General features: G+C 36.6%; 15 protein-coding genes. 7 read left to right on the top strand and 8 right to left on the bottom strand.

The features are described from left to right. The first annotated feature begins 137 nt into the window (after positions 1 to 137). Positions 138 to 2,432, top strand: a complete 2,295-nt coding sequence (gene nrdD / locus PQ963_03110; GenBank protein MEN4028657.1) for an anaerobic ribonucleoside-triphosphate reductase — start codon at positions 138 to 140, stop codon at positions 2,430 to 2,432. On the opposite strand, the gene PQ963_03115 is transcribed toward nrdD, so the two are convergent. From PQ963_03115 to hacA, 6 genes are all read right to left on the bottom strand, one after another. Then, positions 2,429 to 3,361 carry a DUF1743 domain-containing protein gene (locus tag PQ963_03115; GenBank protein MEN4028658.1) on the bottom strand — a complete coding sequence of 311 codons (933 nt, stop codon included), beginning with the start codon at positions 3,359 to 3,361 and terminating at the stop codon, positions 2,429 to 2,431. The genes nrdD and PQ963_03115 overlap by 4 nt on opposite strands. A 471-nt stretch (positions 3,362 to 3,832) precedes the next feature. After that, positions 3,833 to 4,243 (bottom strand): 6,7-dimethyl-8-ribityllumazine synthase, encoded by a 411-nt coding sequence (gene ribH, locus PQ963_03120; GenBank protein ID MEN4028659.1) that lies wholly within the window; start codon positions 4,241 to 4,243, stop codon positions 3,833 to 3,835. 228 nt (positions 4,244 to 4,471) lie between these two features. Further along, the gene (locus tag PQ963_03125; protein ID MEN4028660.1) at positions 4,472 to 5,671 is read right to left on the bottom strand and encodes a cysteine desulfurase; all 1,200 of its coding nucleotides are present in this window, start codon (positions 5,669 to 5,671) and stop codon (positions 4,472 to 4,474) included. A gap of 51 nt (positions 5,672 to 5,722) precedes the next feature. Then, complete coding sequence (locus PQ963_03130) at positions 5,723 to 6,712, bottom strand: isocitrate/isopropylmalate family dehydrogenase (protein ID MEN4028661.1); 990 nt, start codon at positions 6,710 to 6,712, stop codon at positions 5,723 to 5,725. A 36-nt stretch (positions 6,713 to 6,748) separates the two neighbouring features. Beyond that, on the bottom strand, positions 6,749 to 7,249 hold the full coding sequence (locus tag PQ963_03135) for a 3-isopropylmalate dehydratase small subunit (protein MEN4028662.1): 501 nt from the start codon (positions 7,247 to 7,249) through the stop codon (positions 6,749 to 6,751). 11 nt (positions 7,250 to 7,260) lie between these two features. Beyond that, positions 7,261 to 8,520 carry a homoaconitase large subunit gene (hacA, locus tag PQ963_03140; protein ID MEN4028663.1) on the bottom strand — a complete coding sequence of 420 codons (1,260 nt, stop codon included), beginning with the start codon at positions 8,518 to 8,520 and terminating at the stop codon, positions 7,261 to 7,263. Positions 8,521 to 8,735: 215 nt separating this feature from the next. On the opposite strand from hacA, the gene PQ963_03145 reads away from it, so the two are divergent. The 5 genes from PQ963_03145 (at position 8,736) to PQ963_03165 (ending at position 16,601) form a co-directional block, all read left to right on the top strand. Next, a complete protein-coding gene (locus tag PQ963_03145) occupies positions 8,736 to 11,111 on the top strand; it encodes an OB-fold nucleic acid binding domain-containing protein (GenBank protein ID MEN4028664.1) in 2,376 nt (791 codons plus the stop codon). Positions 11,112 to 11,144: 33 nt separating this feature from the next. Further along, entirely contained in the window at positions 11,145 to 12,080 is a 936-nt protein-coding gene (gene radA, locus PQ963_03150; GenBank protein MEN4028665.1) for a DNA repair and recombination protein RadA, read from the top strand. 176 nt (positions 12,081 to 12,256) lie between these two features. Beyond that, the gene (locus tag PQ963_03155; protein ID MEN4028666.1) at positions 12,257 to 13,159 is read left to right on the top strand and encodes an AEC family transporter; all 903 of its coding nucleotides are present in this window, start codon (positions 12,257 to 12,259) and stop codon (positions 13,157 to 13,159) included. Between the two features lie 192 nt (positions 13,160 to 13,351). After that, complete coding sequence (locus PQ963_03160) at positions 13,352 to 14,374, top strand: hypothetical protein (protein MEN4028667.1); 1,023 nt, start codon at positions 13,352 to 13,354, stop codon at positions 14,372 to 14,374. 241 nt (positions 14,375 to 14,615) lie between these two features. Continuing rightward, a complete protein-coding gene (locus PQ963_03165) occupies positions 14,616 to 16,601 on the top strand; it encodes a CoB--CoM heterodisulfide reductase iron-sulfur subunit A family protein (GenBank protein MEN4028668.1) in 1,986 nt (661 codons plus the stop codon). A gap of 203 nt (positions 16,602 to 16,804) precedes the next feature. On the opposite strand, the gene PQ963_03170 is transcribed toward PQ963_03165, so the two are convergent. Both PQ963_03170 and sufC read right to left on the bottom strand, forming a co-directional pair. Next, positions 16,805 to 18,037 carry a SufD family Fe-S cluster assembly protein gene (locus PQ963_03170; protein ID MEN4028669.1) on the bottom strand — a complete coding sequence of 411 codons (1,233 nt, stop codon included), beginning with the start codon at positions 18,035 to 18,037 and terminating at the stop codon, positions 16,805 to 16,807. After that, positions 18,019 to 18,771, bottom strand: coding sequence for a Fe-S cluster assembly ATPase SufC (gene sufC / locus PQ963_03175; protein MEN4028670.1), 753 nt, complete (start codon positions 18,769 to 18,771; stop codon positions 18,019 to 18,021). Before sufC ends, PQ963_03170 begins: the two co-directional genes overlap by 19 nt. 444 nt (positions 18,772 to 19,215) lie before the next feature. Here sufC and PQ963_03180 point away from each other — a divergent pair, with 444 nt between their 5' ends. Then, the gene (locus tag PQ963_03180) at positions 19,216 to 19,653 is read left to right on the top strand and encodes a hydrogenase iron-sulfur subunit (protein MEN4028671.1); all 438 of its coding nucleotides are present in this window, start codon (positions 19,216 to 19,218) and stop codon (positions 19,651 to 19,653) included. Positions 19,654 to 19,655: the final 2 nt, after the last annotated feature.

Genomic DNA, 19,655 nt, shown 5'->3' on the forward strand with positions numbered 1-19,655 from the left:
GATGAAAGAATGTTGCATAACAAAACTATTAAGCATTTGAAAATCATAGATTTTCGATGCCCCAAAATCATAGATTTTGAGGGATTAAAAAAACAGATGATTGAAATGGGGGATATGAATTGAAAGATACGCATGTAATGGCTACACTAAGTGCAAAAGCACATGTTTTAAAAAACAACGGGATCCATGAAAAATTCAGCCAGGAGAAGATAGTAATGTCCCTTCTCATGGTAGGTGCACCTCTTGGAGCTGCACAGAAAATCTCATCTTATGTTGCAAGTGTTGCTTATGATGGAATTCCCACTACAGAAATTAAGATGCTGGTTTATGATTCTTTAAAAAAAATTGATACAAAAATGGCCGACAAATATCTGGCAACCAATCAACTGAAAGTTAGAACAACCAGGGACACAATAGAACCTTTTAATAAGGAAAGAATCGAAAACACGCTTATTGTAGAAACAAATGCATCACCTGAACTTGCAAAAGAAATAGCTAATAATGCATGGAAAGAACTTAAAAAACTTGATGTTGAATACCTCACAGCCCCAATGATCAGGGAAATTGTAAACACCAAACTTGTTGAACATGGTTTTGAATCATTAAGGCGTAAATATACAAGGGTTGGTATCCCTGTATATAACATCGCAAGCCTCATTCAAAATGGCTCCCGTGATAATGCAAATATGATTCATAATCCTGAAACTGTTCATAAGTACGTTGCAGATGAAGCACTCAAACAGTACGCATTGTTACACATCCTCCCTCATGATCTGGCAGATGCACACATGGGTGGGGACATACATATCCACGACCTTGAATTCTTTGCAGGAAGACCATTAAACTGTATGCAGCACGATTTAAGGGTTTTCATAAAAAATGGACTTAAAGTAGACGGTACTGGAGATCATACATCTGTAGCAGGCCCTCCAAATCATATTGAAACATTGATGAACCATTCAGGTGAAATAATGCTTGCAGCTCAGCAGAACATGAGCGGTGGGCAGTCAATGAGTTTATGGAATGTATTTGTAGCCCCATTTGCAGCAGGTTTACCTTACATGAAGGTAAAGCAGGCAGTACAGATGTTTATCTACAATCTGAACATGGCTTACGCTGCAAGAGGTTCGCAGGTTCCATTTACAAGTATTAACCTTGAATTCACTGTCCCTGACTTTTTATGCGACGAACCTGCTTATGGACCAAAAGGAAAAATCGTGGGGACATACGGGGATTTTGAAGAAGAAACAAGAATATTACAGCGTGCATTCACAGAAACACTCCTTGAAGGAGATTCACAGGGTAAACCTCATCTTTTCCCAAACACGATCTATGTTTTAAGAGAAAACATTTTAAATAGTGAGTTTGAAGAAGATATAAGACTTGTTCACGAGCTTTCAGCTAAATTTGGGGGAGCTTACTTTGTAAATATGCTTCCGGACTACAGAGGAAATATGGCCAATTACATGGGATGCAGAACATCCCTAAATGATAACTGGACTGGAGACTGGGATAAAGACTGTTTACGTACAGGAAACCTTGCTTATGTTACATTAAACCTTCCAAGAATTGCTTATAACTCAAGGGATGATTCTGACGTATATGAATATCTTGATTCCTATCTCTCCCTCGCTGAACAGGTTTTAATGCTTAGAAGAACGCAGGCCATGAATTGTCTTAATAATTATAATTTACTCCCATTTCTCAGACAACAATTTCGTGGAGCCAATGACAATGAACTGTATTACAGGATAGAAAATTCTACACTTTCATTTGGTTTTGTGGGACTTAATGAAATGCTTTATTCATACATGGGTAGTGGAATAGAAGATAAAGATGCCTGTAAGTTTGGATTAAATGTTTTAGATTATATAAATGATAGAGCAAATGAATTAAAGGATAAGACTGGTTTAAGATGGTCTGTTCTCCAAACACCAGCAGAATCAACCGCTTACAGGTTTGCAATGCTGGATATGGAAAAACACAGGGACAGAATCGTTGCACAGGGAGATGGAAGAACTGCCTATTACACCAATTCATCACATGTACCGGTTAATGCGGATGTTTTACTCCCAGAAAAGATTAAAATTGAAGAAAAATTCCATTCCAGGACTCTTGGAGGTCATATATTCCATGCATTCATGGGAGAATCCTATTCAAACCCGGATTCACTTATGAGCCTCACAGATAAAATTGCACGTAAGTCAGACATTGGATTTTGGGCCTATAGCTCAGCTTTGAGCTTCTGCATAAAATGTAAGGCCTTAATGAAAGGGTTACATGATGTGTGTGGAACATGTGGAGAACAGAGTGAAGTTGAATGGTATGACCGGATAACTGGTTATGTTCAGCAGGTTGGAAGGTCTAAATCTGCATCAGGCGGCTGGAATCCTGGTAAAATGCAGGAGTTAAGGGATAGAAAGAGATTTTAATAATAAACCTTCACCGCTTCTTTTACATCATCATAGAGACCTAAAGCTGCAAGAGCGCCTATTTTACCTTGAGAGCCTGTAACTTCTACAAACTGGATTCCTATATCTTTTCCAACTTTTTCAGCTTCTTTTAGTGTGATCATGGATTTTTTAGCTGATTGTGCATACTTTCTAAGCTCTTCTGGAATTTCAAGTCCATCTAAAACTGCCATGGAAGTCTTTTGGGACAGTGTATGCTTTTTAAATAATTTATATGCCTCTTCTATGAGTTTGTCTCTTTCACCAGGCTTTACTGCAAAAACAAGCGCTATGGCCACACAATTTTGTGTTTTATTAGGATTATGGGGGTAAAGTTGCACAATAACGTGATCTATGTATTCAAAACCCATTTTAGAAAGTTCAATACCTACATTGTTTGCAAGAGTCCATGTAGCTCCTTTTTCCTTTGTATCTGTATCATCAATTCCAATTACAACCTTTTCAAGCTTTGGTGTTATTACTGCAGCCCTTCCAACCTTTGAACCCCCACCTATATCATAAATTTCCACTCTTTTTACTCCTTCTGCCATCCCACGACACATAGCTGCGCCTACCCCTGCTCCTGCAAGTCCTGCGTGGACCACTTTAACTTCACCGCCTTCAATTGAGACTTCTTCAATTCCCGCTGCAGAAAAACTTGGTTTAAGGTTAAAATCAGATTTACCTACCTTTACAAGGAATGTATGTTTGTTCCCGTCTCTTTTAGATTTTTCAACCAGTTCACTTGACCTTTTGTATTGATACACAACCCATTCAGAGCCTCCAATACAGGGATGGTATTCAACTATCTCTACTTGGTCCCCATCAACCATCGTAAGGACTTTTTTGTACGGTGATATCCATGGATCTTTAAATTTCTCTTTAAGATCGCGAGGTGTTAATATTTCCATAATTATCCTCTTTAAATGAATTATATTAATTATAAACATCAAAAGTCTTTAAACTTAGAGTTTTGGAAATATCTCAAAAAGTCCAGGTGAAGTTATACACTTGTTAAGCGACACCCTATAGAAACAAAAAATTTCCACCTTTCTTATTCTGCATTAGAAGAATTTCCAAAAATACATCCGTATCCACTAAAAACATTATCTCCACTCTAAAGCCTTGTGTTGTAACTCAACAGAAGTGAATTTGTCTTTTATTTCTGATAATCCTCCTTCCCAGTTAAAATTGAACTTCCTCTTTTTGATTTTCTTGCTTTCGTATTTACTTAACAAAAACTCAATGTAATCCAGAACCTCTTTTTTAAATCTTCAGGAAGTTTTCGTACTTTTGCTTCTATTTCCTTTTCGTGCATATTTTTCACCTTTTTAGTTTTGAACTACTTGAAACCATTGAAAAGTAATAGAAAAAAAATATTATTATTTTAAACGTTCACACATTTTAACAGCAGCCTCTACAGCACGTTTACCATAATCAACACGTTGATGTGCTTCTAAACGTGTCATTCCAGGGCCAGATATTCCTAAAGCCACTGGTTTATCGTATTCAAGTGCTAAATCCGCTATTTTACGTGAAGCGTGCTGTACGACTATCTCATCATGGGATGTTGCACCTTCAATAACAGCACCAAGAGTTATTACCGCATCTATGTCATCTTCCTTTAGAAGTTTTTTAATTGCAAGTGGCATATCAAATACACCAGGTACTGTAATTACTTTTGTTATTTCAGAATCTAAGAATTTAGCATGTTCTTTAGCTAATTCTAACATCATTTGAGTTATATCATAGTTGAACTCAGCCACTACTGCTCCTAATCTGACTTTTACCATTTTTTTTACCTCCAATCAACTGAAGTTGATGAAATACAGTAATGATCCAAAATAAATTTTATCTTAGATATCATATCAGTTTGTCTAATTATATATATAACAAAGCTGCTGCAACAGCGCTTAAAATCATTATAAATATTATAAACAGTGCTATAAGTTGTGGTCTTTCCATTTTTCAACCTCCAAAAATCTTTGATTTTTGTGATTGAGAAAAATTTATGATTTTTCTCAACCTCCCGCAAACTTAGATATTTCTTTCAGTGTTTCTACGAGTGTATCTATTTCTTCCCGGGTATTGTAATAGTGAACTGATGCTCTGACTGTCCCATCAAGAGAATCTGCACCTATATGTTTTATTGAAGGAATGGCACAGTGATAACCACTTCTAACGCATATGTTTTTTAGTTCATCCAGTATTTTAGCAACATCATGAGAATTCATACCCTCTATATTAAAAGAAAGTATTCCATGAATATTTTCAGGATCACCATAACATATTATGTTATCTATGTTGTTGATTTCATCGTACATGTACTTTGTAAGTTTCACGCTGTGTTTTTCAATATTTTCAATTCCTATTTCATTCACATATTTTACAGCGGCTCCAAGACCTATTACGCCAGCTATATTTTGAGTACCTCCTTCAAATTTTGCAGGATGGGATTCAAGAGTGAAATCTTCTTCTGAAACTTTAGATACAGTTCCACCCCCCAAGTTCATTGGTTTAAGCATTTCTGCAATCTCATCCCTACAGTACAAAAATCCTGTTCCCACAGGGCCTAAAAGTCCTTTATGACCCGGAAAAGACACAAAATCAGCTTTAGTTTCCTTAACATTGAATTTCATATGTCCTGCAGATTGAGCAGCATCAATTAAGTAGAGTACATCATTTTCTTCTGCAATGGCACCTATTTCATATATCGGCTGGCATGACCCGATGGAGTTAGAAATATGGGTGGTTGTAATGAGCTTTGTTGTATTATCAACTGCATTTTCAATATCTGCAGCATCAATAACCCCGTATTTATCGGCTTTTATAACTTTTAAATTAATTCCTTTTTTCTTTAAGTTAAGCCATGGCAAAAAGTTGGAGTGGTGTTCTATATTTGGAACAATTATAGAATCTTCCTTTTTAAAGTTCAGGCCGTTTGCAACAATATTTATGGCTTCGGTGGTGTTTTTTGTAAATATCACTTCATTGTTAGCTGCATTGATGAATTTTGCAATATTTTCCCTGGCATTTTCAAATTTTGTCGTTGCTTTAACTGCTGTTTTATACGCTCCCCTTCCAGTATTGGCATTGAAATGATGATAGTAATCACACATGGCTCTTACTACCGGTTCAGGAGTTGGGGTGGTACTTGCAGCATCCAGATAGATCAGTTCCTCAAGTAATGGAATTTCTGCCCTTATATTGATATTTACCATGGATTAAATCCTCCTGATATTACCTTTCCATCCGATCTGCTTTAAGAATACTTATTTATTTTCTATTTTGCTTCTAACTTCTCTTGCCATTTCCATTGTGGACGCAGTTCCACCAAGATCCCGAGTTACAACTTTACTTTCGCTTAATACTTCTATTAAGGCATTTTCAACAGTGCGGGCAGCATCATACTCTTCAAGGTAGTCAAGCATTAATACTGCAGATAATATCATGGCAGAGGGATTTGCAGTTCCTTTACCTGCATGTCTTGGTGCCGATCCATGCACTGGTTCAAATAAACCATGTGTTTCTCCAATATTGGCTGAAGGTATTAATCCTAACCCTCCAACAAGTCCGGCACCTTCATCAGAGAGTATATCTCCAAAAAGGTTGGTGGTGACAATAACATCAAACATGTACGGATTTGTGATAAAAAACATTGCTGTAGCGTCCACATAACGGTCGTCAGTTTCAATGTCCTTAAAATCTTCAGCCACTTTATAGAATGTTTCTTTAAATAATCCATCAGCTTTTTTAAGCACATTAGCCTTGTGAACTGCAGTAACCTTGCTTCTACCTGTTTTTTTTGCATATTCAAACGCAAATCTACAAATTCTTTCACTTGCTTTCCTTGTAACAACGTTTAAAGCCGTTGCACCCTCCTCTGTTTCCTCTTCAATACCAATGTAAAGCCCTTCTGTATTTTCCCGAACTACAACAAAATCCAGATCATCATAGAGACTTTTTGTACCCGGATATGATTTAACAGGACGTAAATTGACATAAAGGTCTAATTCTTGCCTTAATTTAACAATTACATCTGCTGCAGATTCTCCTGCAGCCCCAAAGAGGCATGCCTGCGAATTTTTAACTATGTCAATTGTTTCTTGAGGTAGAGCGATTCCAGATACTGCTTCGTATTCATCCCCTGCCTCTGCAAATGTATAGTCAAATTCAACGTCTAAAGCTTCCAATATATGTAATGCTGCTTCCATTACTTCTTTTCCAATTCCGTCCCCGGGTATTACAGCTATCTTGTACATAAAAACACCTATTATTACCTATTATTTTGTATTAACTTATTTCTGTTTTATTTCGTCAATATGTTTCTTTAAATAAGGGATTAGTCCACCTTCATTCAGTATGTCTACCATGAATTCAGGTAATCCTTTAATTTTGAATTCTTTACCTGTGGTTAAGTTCTTTAAAATGCCTTTTTCCATCTTAATTTCAATTTCATCTCCCTGGGAGACGTGTTTGGATATACCTTTTATTTCTATAAGTGGAAGACCTATATTGATTGAGTTTCTGTAAAATATTCTTGCAAATGACTCTGCAACCACTGCAGAAATGCCTGCACCTTTAATAGCAATTGGAGCGTGTTCTCTTGATGAACCACAGCCGAAATTACGACCTCCCACTATAATATCGCCAGGTTCAACATTTTTTGCAAATTCAGGGTCACATCCTTCCATTGCACATGCTGCCAGGTCTTTTTCATCCTTAAGCACAAGGTATCTTCCAGGAATTATCAGATCTGTATCAATATCATCGCCAAATTTCCATACTTTTCCTTTCATGGTATCACCACTTACTTAATATCTCTGGGATCCTCGATTTTTCCTGTGATTGCAGAGCTGGCTGCAACTGCAGCTGAGCTTAAGTAAACTTCTGCTTCTGAACTACCCTGTCTACCTTTAAAGTTTCTGTTTGAAGTAGAAAGACTTACTTCACCAGGCCCTATAAGACCTACATGACCTCCAAGACATGGACCACAGCAAGGATTACATACAAGAGCTCCTGCATCTACAAATATATTCATTAAACCTTCATTGAGTGCATCCCTGTAAACTTCACGTGATGCAGGTATTACAAGCATTCTTATGTTGTCTGAAACTTTATTTCCCTTAAGAATCCTTGCTGCGTCTCTTAGATCTTCAATTCTACCATTTGTACATGATCCAAGAAATACCTGATCAATAGGTGTTCCTGCAACATCAGATATATCTTTTACATTGTCCACGTTGTGAGGACATGCAATTTGAGGTTCAAGATCGCTTACATCAATGTCCATTATTTCAAGAGATGCAGCATCCGCATCTCCTTTAATTACTTCAAATGACTTGTTTGATCGTGCATTAACGTAATTAAGAGTTTTTTGATCCGGTTCTACAAGCCCTGTTTTACCTCCCATCTCTATAGCCATGTTACAAAGTACCATTCTGTCAGATACTGACATTTCAGTTACAGTTTCCCCTCCAAATTGGCAAGCTTTGTATGTTGCACCATCAGCACCTGTTTGACCAATAATATTAAGAATAACATCTTTTGCATAAACATTATCTTGAAGAGTACCTTCTATATTGAATTTTATGGTTTCAGGGGTTTTAAACCAGAGTTTTCCTGTAGCAAATACCATTGACATGTCTGTTGACCCTATACCTGTTGAAAATGCTCCTAATGCACCATGAGTGCATGTATGTGAGTCTGTTCCAACTACAACTTCTCCAGGAACTATATGACCTTTTTCTGGAAGTACCTGATGGCATACTCCTTCTCTAACATCATAAAAATTGCTTATTCCCTGATCTCTAACAAATTTACGCATTATAGCGTGATTTTCGGCCGCATCAAGAGAATCTGCAGGCACCTGATGGTCAAAAACTATTACAATTTTCTCTGGATCCCAGACCTCTGGAACTCCTATTTTTCTAAAAGACTCTACAGATAGCGGACCAGTAAGATCATGGGTCATTGCAACATCTATGTTAGTCATAACTATCTCACCGGCCTCAACTTCCTTTTTTCCAGAAGCTTTTGCAAGTATTTTCTCTGCCATTGTCATTGACATCTATAATCCTCCTTATACTTTCAATTAAAAGCTTAACAATTTATTTAAATGATAAAATCAGTTTAAATGCAAAAATAGGCCTGATAAACCTAAAAAAACTGGCATTTTTAAGCAGTTAAGCATATATACTGGAGCGTGAATACTACTACATATATATTATGACACTTGTTAATTTTCTAATAATTTAAATGTGTCGGTTTAAGTGAGGCATCAACATGGAAAATGATATAAAAAGTGAATACCAGCGGATCAGCGATAAAATTTCATATGATGATTTCTTAAAAAGAATAGAAGAGATGAAAAAGGATTATGAAGACGTGAGCTTCATGGACGAGCTGGATATTGCCAGAATGATAGTAGGGGAGTATATAGACGAAAAAAATGTTCCTGTTACCAAGGATAATGAATTACGTAAAATATCTGAACTTGAAACCGGTTTACACGACATAAGCATAGCTGGAAGAGTAATGCATGTTTCTAACACCAAGGCATTTATAACAAAGAAAGGAAAAGAAGGTAAAGTAGCAAATCTCATGATTGCAGATAACAGTGGAGAAATCCGCGTTGTTTTATGGACAGATAACATTAAACACCTCAAAAAGATTTCAGAAGGAGATATTGTAAAAATAAACGATGTAGAAATAAAGGACGGATACAGAGCTCAGGAAGCCCATATGCAGAACAGATCCAGCATAAAAAAGATCGACGATGAGAGTGATGATAAATATCCTGCCTATGAGGAGAAAATAACACCAGTATCTGATGTTAAAGGGGAAATGCAGGTTAATATAGTTGCCAGAGTGGTAAGGATATCAAGAATAAGAACATATAACAGCAACGGTAGAGAAGGGAAATTCATTACCCTCGATTTAAAAGACAATACAGGTTCAATATCTTTTACTCTATGGAACAGAGATATTGAAATCCTTGATGAAATAGGACTTAAAGAAGGGGATTCTGTAAAAATATTAGGTGCTCAAAGCCGTGTTAGAAACGAAGAAGTTAGCCTGACCCATTCATGGATTGGTAGAATAATAAAAGGTGAATTTGATGTTCCAGAACATGAAGAGAATATGATAAAAATAGGGGACGCTCATGAAATGAAAAACGTCACTTTAATGGGTGTTGTGAGTAAAATACATGATAAAATAACATTCCAGCGACGTGATGGAAGTGCTGGGGCTGTAAAATCCATTGTAATTTCTGATGACACTGGTTCAATAAAAGTAACTCTCTGGAATGATGACGCAGATCTGAATATTAACAAAGGAGATATTTTAAAAGTTACAGGTGGAAATATCGAGTTTGACGAATATTCAGAGACAGATTATAGAGTAAACACAGGATGGAGTAGTAATCTGACTATAAATCCTGAAGAAGACGCTGGTTTAAAACAAATCCTTGAAGAACATAAAAAAGAACTTGAACCAATCAAAATTGAAGATCTGCACAAAATTGAAGATGAAGGGGAAGAAGTAGACATAATTGGAAGAATCATGGAGCTTTACGACGCTAATGAGTTTCAAAGAGCTGATGGAAGTGCAGGACTGGTAAGATCAGTTAAAATAGCTGACGACACCGGGACTGTCAGGGCATCATTCTGGGATGATAAAGCAGAGCTCAAATTAAACAGGGGAAATCTTGTAAAGATAGAAAATGCAAAAACAAGGTTTAGAGACGATAATGTAGAGTTAAGCATTGGTAAAACTGTTAGAGTAATAGTAATGAATGATGATGGCCAGAGCCTCCCTTCACTTGATAAGCTTGAAGATGAAATGTACAAACCCCTTAAAATCAAAGATTTACAGGATATAAAGAGTGAAAAGGAAGAAGTTGGAGTAATGGGACGTATAATAAATCTTTATGACGTGAACGAATTCCAGAGACCAAATGGAACCATGGGCATGGTTCGAACAGTGGAACTTGCTGATGATACTGGCTCAGTCAGGGCATCATTCTGGGATGAAAAAGCTGAAATGGGATTAAATAGGGGTGATGCAATCTGGATTAAAAATGCACGTCCAAGATTCCGTAATGACAGTGTTGAGCTCAGTGTAGGGCGAGCAACTATAGTTATAAAGCCTAAAGAAGAAAGTATGAAGCAAATTCCATCACTTGAAGAAATTGAAGAATCTATTTACAAACCACGGCAAATTGAAGAAATTGAAGAGGAAGATAAAAATATTAAGGTAAGTGGAAAGATTGCTGAAGCTTATGGGGACAGAATACTTTATGAAATGTGTCCAAACTGTAATAAAAGAGTTGAATATGTAGATGAGGCATTTGTTTGTGATTTCTGCGGGGAAGAAATACAGCAGCCCAACTATCTAATGATAATTCCGTGTGTAATAGAGGATGACACTGGAACAATCAGAACAACGTTCTTTAGAAAACTTGCTGAAGAGCTCATTGGAATGACTACAGAAGAGGCAAATGAAGTGATTATAAAGACTGCAGATGAAGGATCCCTTGCTTCAAAGGTGGAAGACCTTGTAGGCAGTACAGTTACATTAATTGCAGATGCAAGCTTCGATGAATACAATGAGGAAATAAGGCTAATTGCCAGGAAAATAGTGAATAGAGAGCTTTAATTCCATAATTTTTATTAAACAAGGAGAATTAAAATGGCCGAATTAGAAGATTTACAGGGTGTTGGAGAAAAAACCGCTCAAAAACTTAGAGATGCGGGTTTTGCAGATATGATGAGACTTGCAACCGCAACAGCTAAAGAACTCAGCGTAAAAGCTGAAATAGGTGAAGGAGTAGCCGAAAAAGTTATTGAAGCTGCAAGAAAAGCTGAATCTATTGACTTTGAAACTGCATATGATGTTATGGAGCGTAGAAAAGACGTGGGTCGTATAACATGTGGAAGCAGCGCTGTTGATGAGCTTATTGGTGGAGGAATCGAAACACAGGCCATAACAGAAGTTTTTGGTGAATTTGGTTCAGGGAAAAGTCAGATATCACACGAACTTGCAGTTACAGTTCAGCTTCCAGAAGAAAAAGGAGGTCTTAATGGTGAATGTGTCTTTATTGATACAGAAAACACTTTTAGGCCTGAAAGAATAGAACAGATTGCTGCTGGATTTGGGCTTGACTACGAAGAAGTACTGCAAAAAATACATATTGCAAGAGCTTTTAACTCAAGTCACCAGATTTTAATGGCAGACAAGGTAAACGAATTAATTCAAAGTGGAGTAAACATAAGACTGGTCATAGTGGATTCATTAACTGCCCACTTTAGAGCAGAATACATTGGAAGGGAATCACTTGCTACAAGACAGCAAAAATTAAACCAGCACCTTCACACACTCCAAAACATTGCAAATACCTATAATGCAGCAATATTTGTTACAAATCAGGTGCAGGCAAGACCGGATGCATTCTTTGGAAGTCCAACCAAAGCTATTGGAGGTCACGTGCTTGGACACGCTGCAACCTACAGAATATGGCTTAAAAAAGGGCTTGCTGGCAAAAGAATAGCAAGACTGGTAGACAGTCCTCATTTACCTGAAGGTGAAGCTGTCTTTAAGATAGTGGCTGAAGGAGTTACTGACTGATAAAGATAATAGCTCAAAGAACATGAAAAAATTATTGTAACTATCTGCAACCTAAAAATCTGAATAGAGGTTTATAACCAGAAATAAGTGTCTAGACAGTAAAATGTCTGGAACATCCTCACGATTTTTTAATTTTTTTTATTTTTTCTTTTCTTAAATTACAAAAGTCTGATTATATGAATTCAGTTGAAACCATCATTCCAATTATAATAATGATAATAGCAGGCTATTTATTTAAAAAAACAGATGTTTTAAAGGCAGAACACGCCATAGCACTGAATAAAATTGTGATAAATATTGCACTTCCTGCACTGATTTTTCTGGCAATTTATGACATAGATCTATCCATTCTTCCAGTTATAGCTCCCATACCTTTTATATGCATACTTACAGGAGTTTTAAGTGGTTTAATAGCATATGTCTTTGCAACGATCAGGAAATATCCTCAAAAGACCCGCTGGAGCATTGTGCTAACTTCTGCAATGTTTAATTCAGGATTTCTTGGATACCCCGTAGTACTGGGGGTTTTTGGTGCAGAAGGCCTTGTTAGAGCTGTTTTTTACGATCTGGGCTCCATGATACTTTTTATAGCTTTTGGAGTTTTACTTCTTTTAATATACGGCGGGAAATACACTACAATTTTAAGGAGGGCCTTAATTTTCCCCCCATTATGGGCAGTGGTTCTGGCAGTAATTCTAAATCTTATAAATTTCGATATCGGATTTTTATTTTCAAATACACTTGATTACTTAAGTGGAGCTGCCATTCCGCTTATAATGATATCACTGGGCTTATCACTGGAATTTAGAGGAATAAAAGAAAATATCCAGACCGTATTTTCTGTTTCCCTCATTAAATTAATCTTATCTCCAGTAATAGCATTATCAATTGTGGCTATATTGGGCATGGGCGGCCTTGAAAAACAGGTGACAATTATAGAGGCTGCAATGCCCTCTGCAATGCTAAGCCTGGTCCTGGCAATCACCTATAATCTGGACATTAAAACCACTGCAGCCTGCATATTTGCAAGTACACTTATTAGTCTGGTCACAATTCCATTGATGCTCCTGTTTTTATAAAACAATAGTGGATGAAAAACTTGAAATAAGAAGCTCACTTAAATATCTACAAAATAATTTAGGAAGTACCGATCATAAGATATAGTTAGATTTTGAAAAGCCGTCGAAAATCAGAGATTTTGAAAAGCTTGTCAAAATGTTTTAATAAAATCAAAACAAACGACAAATAGTAACTTCTTACAGGTGGTTAATATGATTGAAATAGAATTTGATTCAATGGACGATGCAGTAGAGGCTTTAAATGAGCTTTCCTATTTAGGAAAGGCTAAAATTGATAAAAGAATTAATCATGAAATTATTATGAGGAAGTATTTTTTGAATTCAAATTATGACGAGGCATTGGATGCGCTTAAAAATGCTGAAAAAAGGTTTGAAGATATATCTCATGATGAAAATGATGAAAATCCTGTGGAATATTTGTACACGGCATTAACTGTTTTAAAAAAGCTTTTTGAAAGTGGAAAGTTTAGGGAACTGGAGAACAAAGATCTCAGTGAGGCTGAAGATAAACTTTTTGAAATTGTTGCAGAAATAGATCTCAATGATAAATTCAGGAATTTAGAAATGTTAAAGAAAAAATCTGAAGAGTTCCATTCTGATGACACGCTGGATAGGGCTGAAGATGCTAATGATTCTGGTGATTTACTTCCTGATAATAATCTGGACAAATTCCTGGAAATAGCATGGAAAAGAGGGTTTCTGATAAATCCTATACTTGAAAGTGTTTATTTTCATAAAGATTCTGAGGATCCATGTTCCTGCTTTATGAATGGTGTATACCTGAATGTTACCAGATTGGAAGATTTATTTAATGCTGCCGATTTAAGAATGAAAATTTTATCCAACACCTATGTATCTTATATTTTAAATCTGGGCCTGGAATTCGTTTTCAAGAAGGAAGATTTAATAGATTCCCTTTCTAAGTTACCTGTAGTTGATGAAGATGTTTTTGAGGATGTTTTTGAACAGATCCAGATGGTTTCGGTATTGGCTGATGAAATTATGTCATCCCTTGAAGAATCTAAAAAAGTTAAATACAGAAAATTCATACTTGATATGACGGATATGTTAAACAACGACATTTTTTCTTTTAAGGATCTTGATGTGGAATTCAGCATTGATTCAGATTTTATAGAGATTATTATAAAGGATCTTGATAAAATCGGACTTATTAAAATAAAAGGAAGGAAAACAATAAGGTATGCTGCAAAATAAACGCACAATCAGAATGTTAATCAAAATTCTAATCATACTAAATTTGCAATATTTAATTAATTAAAATGGTATTCGATGAATAAAAAGTTAGTATATAAGAGTCTTATATTTAGAGCCCCAAAAATGTTCTCATATATAAACTTTGTATAAAAAAATAAATAGAAAACTTTATTTATATTGTATAGATAGACCCTACATCTATATAAAAATCATTTATCACAGTAAGTGAAAAGGTGATCTAATGGCAGAAGAAAAAAATATACAAGAAACTACTGAAGAACCTAAAATAGGAGTATACGTGTGCCACTGCGGTATTAACATCGGAGGTGTTGTGGATATAAATGCAGTTAAAGAATATGCAGCAACACTCCCTAATGTTGTTGTAAGTGAAGAATACAAATACTTCTGTGCTGACCCTGGCCAAGAACTGATTCAAAAGGACATCAAAGAAAAGGGTGTAAACAGAGTGGTTGTAGCAGCATGTTCGCCAAGGCTTCACGAGCCAACATTCAGAAGATGCGTTAGAGAAGCAGGCTTAAACCCATTTTTATTTGAATTTGCAAACATAAGGGAACACGATTCATGGGTACACATGAGCGAACCTGAAGCAGCGACTGAAAAGGCAAAAGACCTTACAAGAATGGCAGTTGCAAAAGCAAGATTATTAGAGCCCTTAACCGCTGAAAAAGTTAGTGTAAAGGACAGTGCACTTGTTATCGGTGGTGGAGTTGCAGGAATTCAAGCTGCACTTGACCTGGCGGACATGGGATTTAAAACTTACCTTGTAGAAAAACAGCCTACTATCAGTGGAAGAATGGGTCAGTTAGACAAAACATTCCCAACTCTTGACTGTTCCATGTGTATTCTTGCACCTAAAATGGTTGATGTAGGTAAACATGATAATATTGAACTCTTATCTTACTCTGAAGTTAAAAAGGTAGACGGATACATCGGTAACTTCAAAGTAACCGTAGAGAGAAAAGCAAGATACATAAGCGAAGAACTCTGTGTGGGATGCGGATCCTGTGTAGATGTTTGTCCAATAGAAATTCCAAACTACTTCGACGAAGGAATTGGAATGGTTAAAGCTGCATACATCCCGTTCCCGCAGGCAGTACCACTACTTGCTACAATCGACAAAGATTACTGCATAGAATGTAACCTCTGTGACCAGATATGTGAAAGAGGTGCAGTACAGCACGACCAGGAAGCAGAAGAAGTTGAAATTGAGGTAGGTACAATCATCGTTGCAACAGGCTATGACCAGTTCGATGCAACAGAAAAACCCGAATACGGATACGGAGACTACACAAACGTTCTCACCGGTCTGGAACTTGAAAGACAGATCAACGCATCAGGCCCAACAGAAGGTAAAGTTTTAAAGCCATCAGATGGTCAAAAACCAGAAAGTGTTGCTTTCATATTATGTGTAGGCTCAAGGGACGAGAAAGTAGGAAATGAATACTGTTCCAGAGTATGCTGTATGCACTCCATGAAAAATGCTCAACTTATAAAGGACAAAAAGCCTGACACTGAAGTTGTAATCTACTACATGGATATCAGGGCGTTCGGTAAAGGATTCGAAGAGTTCTACAAGCGCTCCCAGGAAAAATACGGTATTAAGTTTATAAGAGGCCGGCCAGGAATGGTCTTAGAAAATCCTGACGAAACTTTAACCGTCAGAAGCGAAGACAGTTTACTTGGAAAAGTAACTGAATACAACTACGATATGGTCGTCCTTGCAGCAGGTTTAGTGCCACCCGCAGGTGCAGAAGAACTAAGACAGACCATCGGACTCTCCAAGAGTGCAGATGGGTTCTTAATGGAAGCTCACCCCAAACTAAGGCCTGTGGATACCTTGACTGAAGGTGTATATATTGCAGGTGTAGCTCAAGGTCCTAAGGATATTCCTGACTCTGTAGCACAGGCATCAGGTGCTGCAGCAAGAGCAGCTATCCCAATGGTTAAAGGTGAAGTGGAAATTGAGCCAATTGTAGCAGTTATAGATGAAGATGTCTGTGGTGAATGTGCAGTTTGTATTGAACTATGTCCATACGGTGCCGTGTCCAGAGAAGAGGGACATGCAGTTGTTAACATAGCTTTATGTCACGGATGTGGAACATGTGTTGCAGCATGTCCATCTGGAGCAATGGACCAGAGCCACTTCAAAACAAACCAGATCATGGCTCAAATTGAAGCTGCTTTAAACGAACCAGTGTCAAAATAAATCAGGGTTTTAATTTTTTAAACCCTCTTCTTTTTTATATCTAAGCTTTTTTGAATTTTAAAAGATTATTTAATGCTCAATCTTTCTAAAATTAAATAATGCAAAAAAATAAATGAAAATAATGTTTAAACAGCGCTAATAATGTTTAAATTTAATAGAGAAAATAGTAAGCGGATACCCAATAGATATCCATGAATAAACGATTACATGCCTTTTAGACTCATGTCCAGCATTCTTTTTGTCTCTTCAGCAAGCTCTGAAGGTAATCCAGTGATATCCATGCTTAAAAATCCTCTTACAATCATGGAAGTGGCTTCATCTTCTGTAAGGCCTCTTGACATTAGATACAACACTTCTTCTTCAGCTATCTTACCTACAGCAGCCTCGTGAGACAGTTCAAGCTCTGTAGCACTACCTTCAAGTTCTGGAACTGCATATATCATGGAATCATCAGATAAAACAAGTCCATGGCATTCTAAATGCCCTTTTGTATCATGCATTCTGCCAGCTAAATGCCCGCGGGAGTAAATTTGAGAACTATCCTTAGAAACTACTCTTGAAATCATCTCGCAGCTGGAACCTTCCCCTTCTAAAATAACACGGGATCCAATATCCATTATTGAATCTTTTTGCCCGCCTAAAATAGATTGAAACAATACTTTTGAGTTTTTACCAGAGCAATATGCAGTTGGATATGATTGAATGCTCCTAACAGGACTTGTGAGTATATAATTGCTGATATAAGTGGAATCATCTCCAACCATAATACCTGTTCTTGGGCGCACATCTACCTGCTCTGCCCAGTTGTGTACCATTGTAAATGTGATTTTAGCTCCTTTTTTAAGGTAAAATTCGGATACTCCGACATGAAGTGCGGAGCTTACGTCTTCGCCTGTTGCACAGCCAGTAATAATGTGAAGTTCTGAATTTTCCTCTGCAATGATGATATTATGGGCAGTTTGCATTACTTTTTCATCGCCAATAAACATGCATGCCTGTAATGGAAAAACCTCTCTGGAACCTGGTAATGATCTTATGAAATAACCGCTGCTACCTTCTTCTGCTTCTCTTATAGCAGTTTGTGCGGTATATTTATCAGTGTCAGGCCCTACAGCTTTCCACATGTAATCTTTAATCCACCCATATTTTTCAAGCGCTATGTTCATCCCCATTATTTCAACATTTTCAGAAGGACATGTGGCACAGACGCCGCTCTGGTCTACCTGGATAAATGTACCTGCCCGTTCCTTTTCAGTTGGATCAACTCCTACTTTAAGTAAAGTTTCTTGAACCTTTTTAGGAACTTCACTGGCTCTATCTACTCTTTCATGTTCCCCTGCTTCTTCTCTTATGAATTTTTCCAGATCTATATCTTTTCCATAAAGGGCCTTTTTTTCTTGAGCTTTTTTAGCACGTTCTAATGCACTCTGCAACATTCAACACATCCTTTAAATCCTTCTTTTCTAATGTCTTCTAAAATTTCAGCCGGGTTTCCTGAACAGGCTATTTTACCATCCATAAGCACATGAGCGATATCTGCATTTACGAAATTTAGAATATAGCCCAGGTGAGTTATAAGAAGACCAGATTTTTCTCTCATACCTGGTTTCTTGTCCTTATCAAGCAATACATTAATTTCTTCAGCTATTAACTCTACATTTTCTATATCCACTCCAGAATCAGGCTCATCAAACATGATAAAGTCTGGTTGTTGAGCAAGAAGCTGTAAAATTTCAGACCGCTTCACTTCTCCGCCTGAAAATCCCAGATTAACATCTCTTTCCAGGAATCTTTCATCAAGTTTGAGTTTAGTTGCAAGCTTCCTCATTTCTGGGCTTAATTCTTCACCAGTTTCACCGTGTTCGATTTTAAGGAGATCATTGAGTTTCACTCCTCTTATGGCTGGAGGATTTTGAAAACTCACACCTACCCCCATTTTTACACGTTCTGTAGTAGATAAGTTGGTTATGTTATTTCCTTTAAAGATAATTTCCCCTCTGGTTATACTGTACTTTGGAAATCCAAGTATGCTCATGAATAAAGTACTTTTACCAGAACCATTTGGCCCTAAAAGAACATGAGTTTCTCCTTTGTCGATATACAAATCTATGTCACTTAAAATCTCTTTTCCGTTAACTTCAACAGCTAAATCAGTTATTTCAAGTAGCAGTTTTACCACCACCGTTTTTTATATTAATATAAGTTTTATTTTTTATTTACTAAAGTAATCTTTTTATAATTTATTGAGGATATATATAACGTTGTATTCAAGTTAACAATTGTTAATTTTACTGGAAAAATCCAGTAACAGCCTTTAAATTGTCTTTATATTCAAGTATTCACATAAAATGATAAGCACATGTAAAAAAATTCTATTAATTTGCATATGTAGTTTTAGATTCATAGTATATAAACAGATAAATTTTAAAGTGGAAAATTAATCTGATAACTTTAGCTATTTAAGGCAAGATACAGACATTCATGTCATTATATATAAATTTTTCGAATTAGTTTTATAAATAACATTTATATTAATTGATTTTATATTATTAGTGTACATAATACACAAAGATTAGTACAATCTTATACATAGAAAACGTAAGGAGGAAACTCTATGGCTGAGGATGATATAAAAATCGTTATGTTTTGTTGTAACTGGTGCTCCTACGGTGGAGCAGACACTGCAGGTACTGCAAGGATGCAATATCCTCCGAACATACGTGTAATACGAGTAATGTGTTCAGGACGTATAGAACCACAATTTGTTCTAAAAGCATTCAAAGAAGGTGCAGACGGTGTACTTGTAACTGGTTGCCACCACGGAGACTGCCACTACGACGCAGGAAACTACAAATTAGACAGAAGAATGAGATTAATTTACAAACTGGTGGAAGATCTTGGAATTGGAAAAGAAAGAGTGTACCACGACTGGATCTCAGCATCAGAAGGGGAAAAATTCGCAGAAACAGTTAAAATGATGGTTAATCGCATTAAAAATCTGGGACCATCACCGCTTAAGGCACAATTACAGGAAGTAGGGGCGGAGGCATAAAA

This window comes from Methanobacterium sp. (assembly GCA_039666455.1).
In the GTDB taxonomy this organism is placed as follows: Archaea; Methanobacteriota; Methanobacteria; order Methanobacteriales; family Methanobacteriaceae; genus Methanobacterium_D.

Coding starts and splice junctions, on each gene's coding strand:
- PQ963_03130 (MEN4028661.1), bottom strand. CDS start 6,712: ATGTACAAGATAGCTGTAATACCCGGGGACGGAATTGGAAAAGAAGTA.
- radA (MEN4028665.1), top strand. CDS start 11,145: ATGGCCGAATTAGAAGATTTACAGGGTGTTGGAGAAAAAACCGCTCAA.
- PQ963_03165 (MEN4028668.1), top strand. CDS start 14,616: ATGGCAGAAGAAAAAAATATACAAGAAACTACTGAAGAACCTAAAATA.
- PQ963_03170 (MEN4028669.1), bottom strand. CDS start 18,037: ATGTTGCAGAGTGCATTAGAACGTGCTAAAAAAGCTCAAGAAAAAAAG.
- nrdD (MEN4028657.1), top strand. CDS start 138: ATGGCTACACTAAGTGCAAAAGCACATGTTTTAAAAAACAACGGGATC.
- PQ963_03155 (MEN4028666.1), top strand. CDS start 12,257: ATGAATTCAGTTGAAACCATCATTCCAATTATAATAATGATAATAGCA.
- ribH (MEN4028659.1), bottom strand. CDS start 4,243: ATGGTAAAAGTCAGATTAGGAGCAGTAGTGGCTGAGTTCAACTATGAT.
- PQ963_03135 (MEN4028662.1), bottom strand. CDS start 7,249: ATGAAAGGAAAAGTATGGAAATTTGGCGATGATATTGATACAGATCTG.
- hacA (MEN4028663.1), bottom strand. CDS start 8,520: ATGTCAATGACAATGGCAGAGAAAATACTTGCAAAAGCTTCTGGAAAA.
- PQ963_03160 (MEN4028667.1), top strand. CDS start 13,352: ATGATTGAAATAGAATTTGATTCAATGGACGATGCAGTAGAGGCTTTA.
- PQ963_03125 (MEN4028660.1), bottom strand. CDS start 5,671: ATGGTAAATATCAATATAAGGGCAGAAATTCCATTACTTGAGGAACTG.
- PQ963_03115 (MEN4028658.1), bottom strand. CDS start 3,361: ATGGAAATATTAACACCTCGCGATCTTAAAGAGAAATTTAAAGATCCA.
- PQ963_03180 (MEN4028671.1), top strand. CDS start 19,216: ATGGCTGAGGATGATATAAAAATCGTTATGTTTTGTTGTAACTGGTGC.
- PQ963_03145 (MEN4028664.1), top strand. CDS start 8,736: ATGGAAAATGATATAAAAAGTGAATACCAGCGGATCAGCGATAAAATT.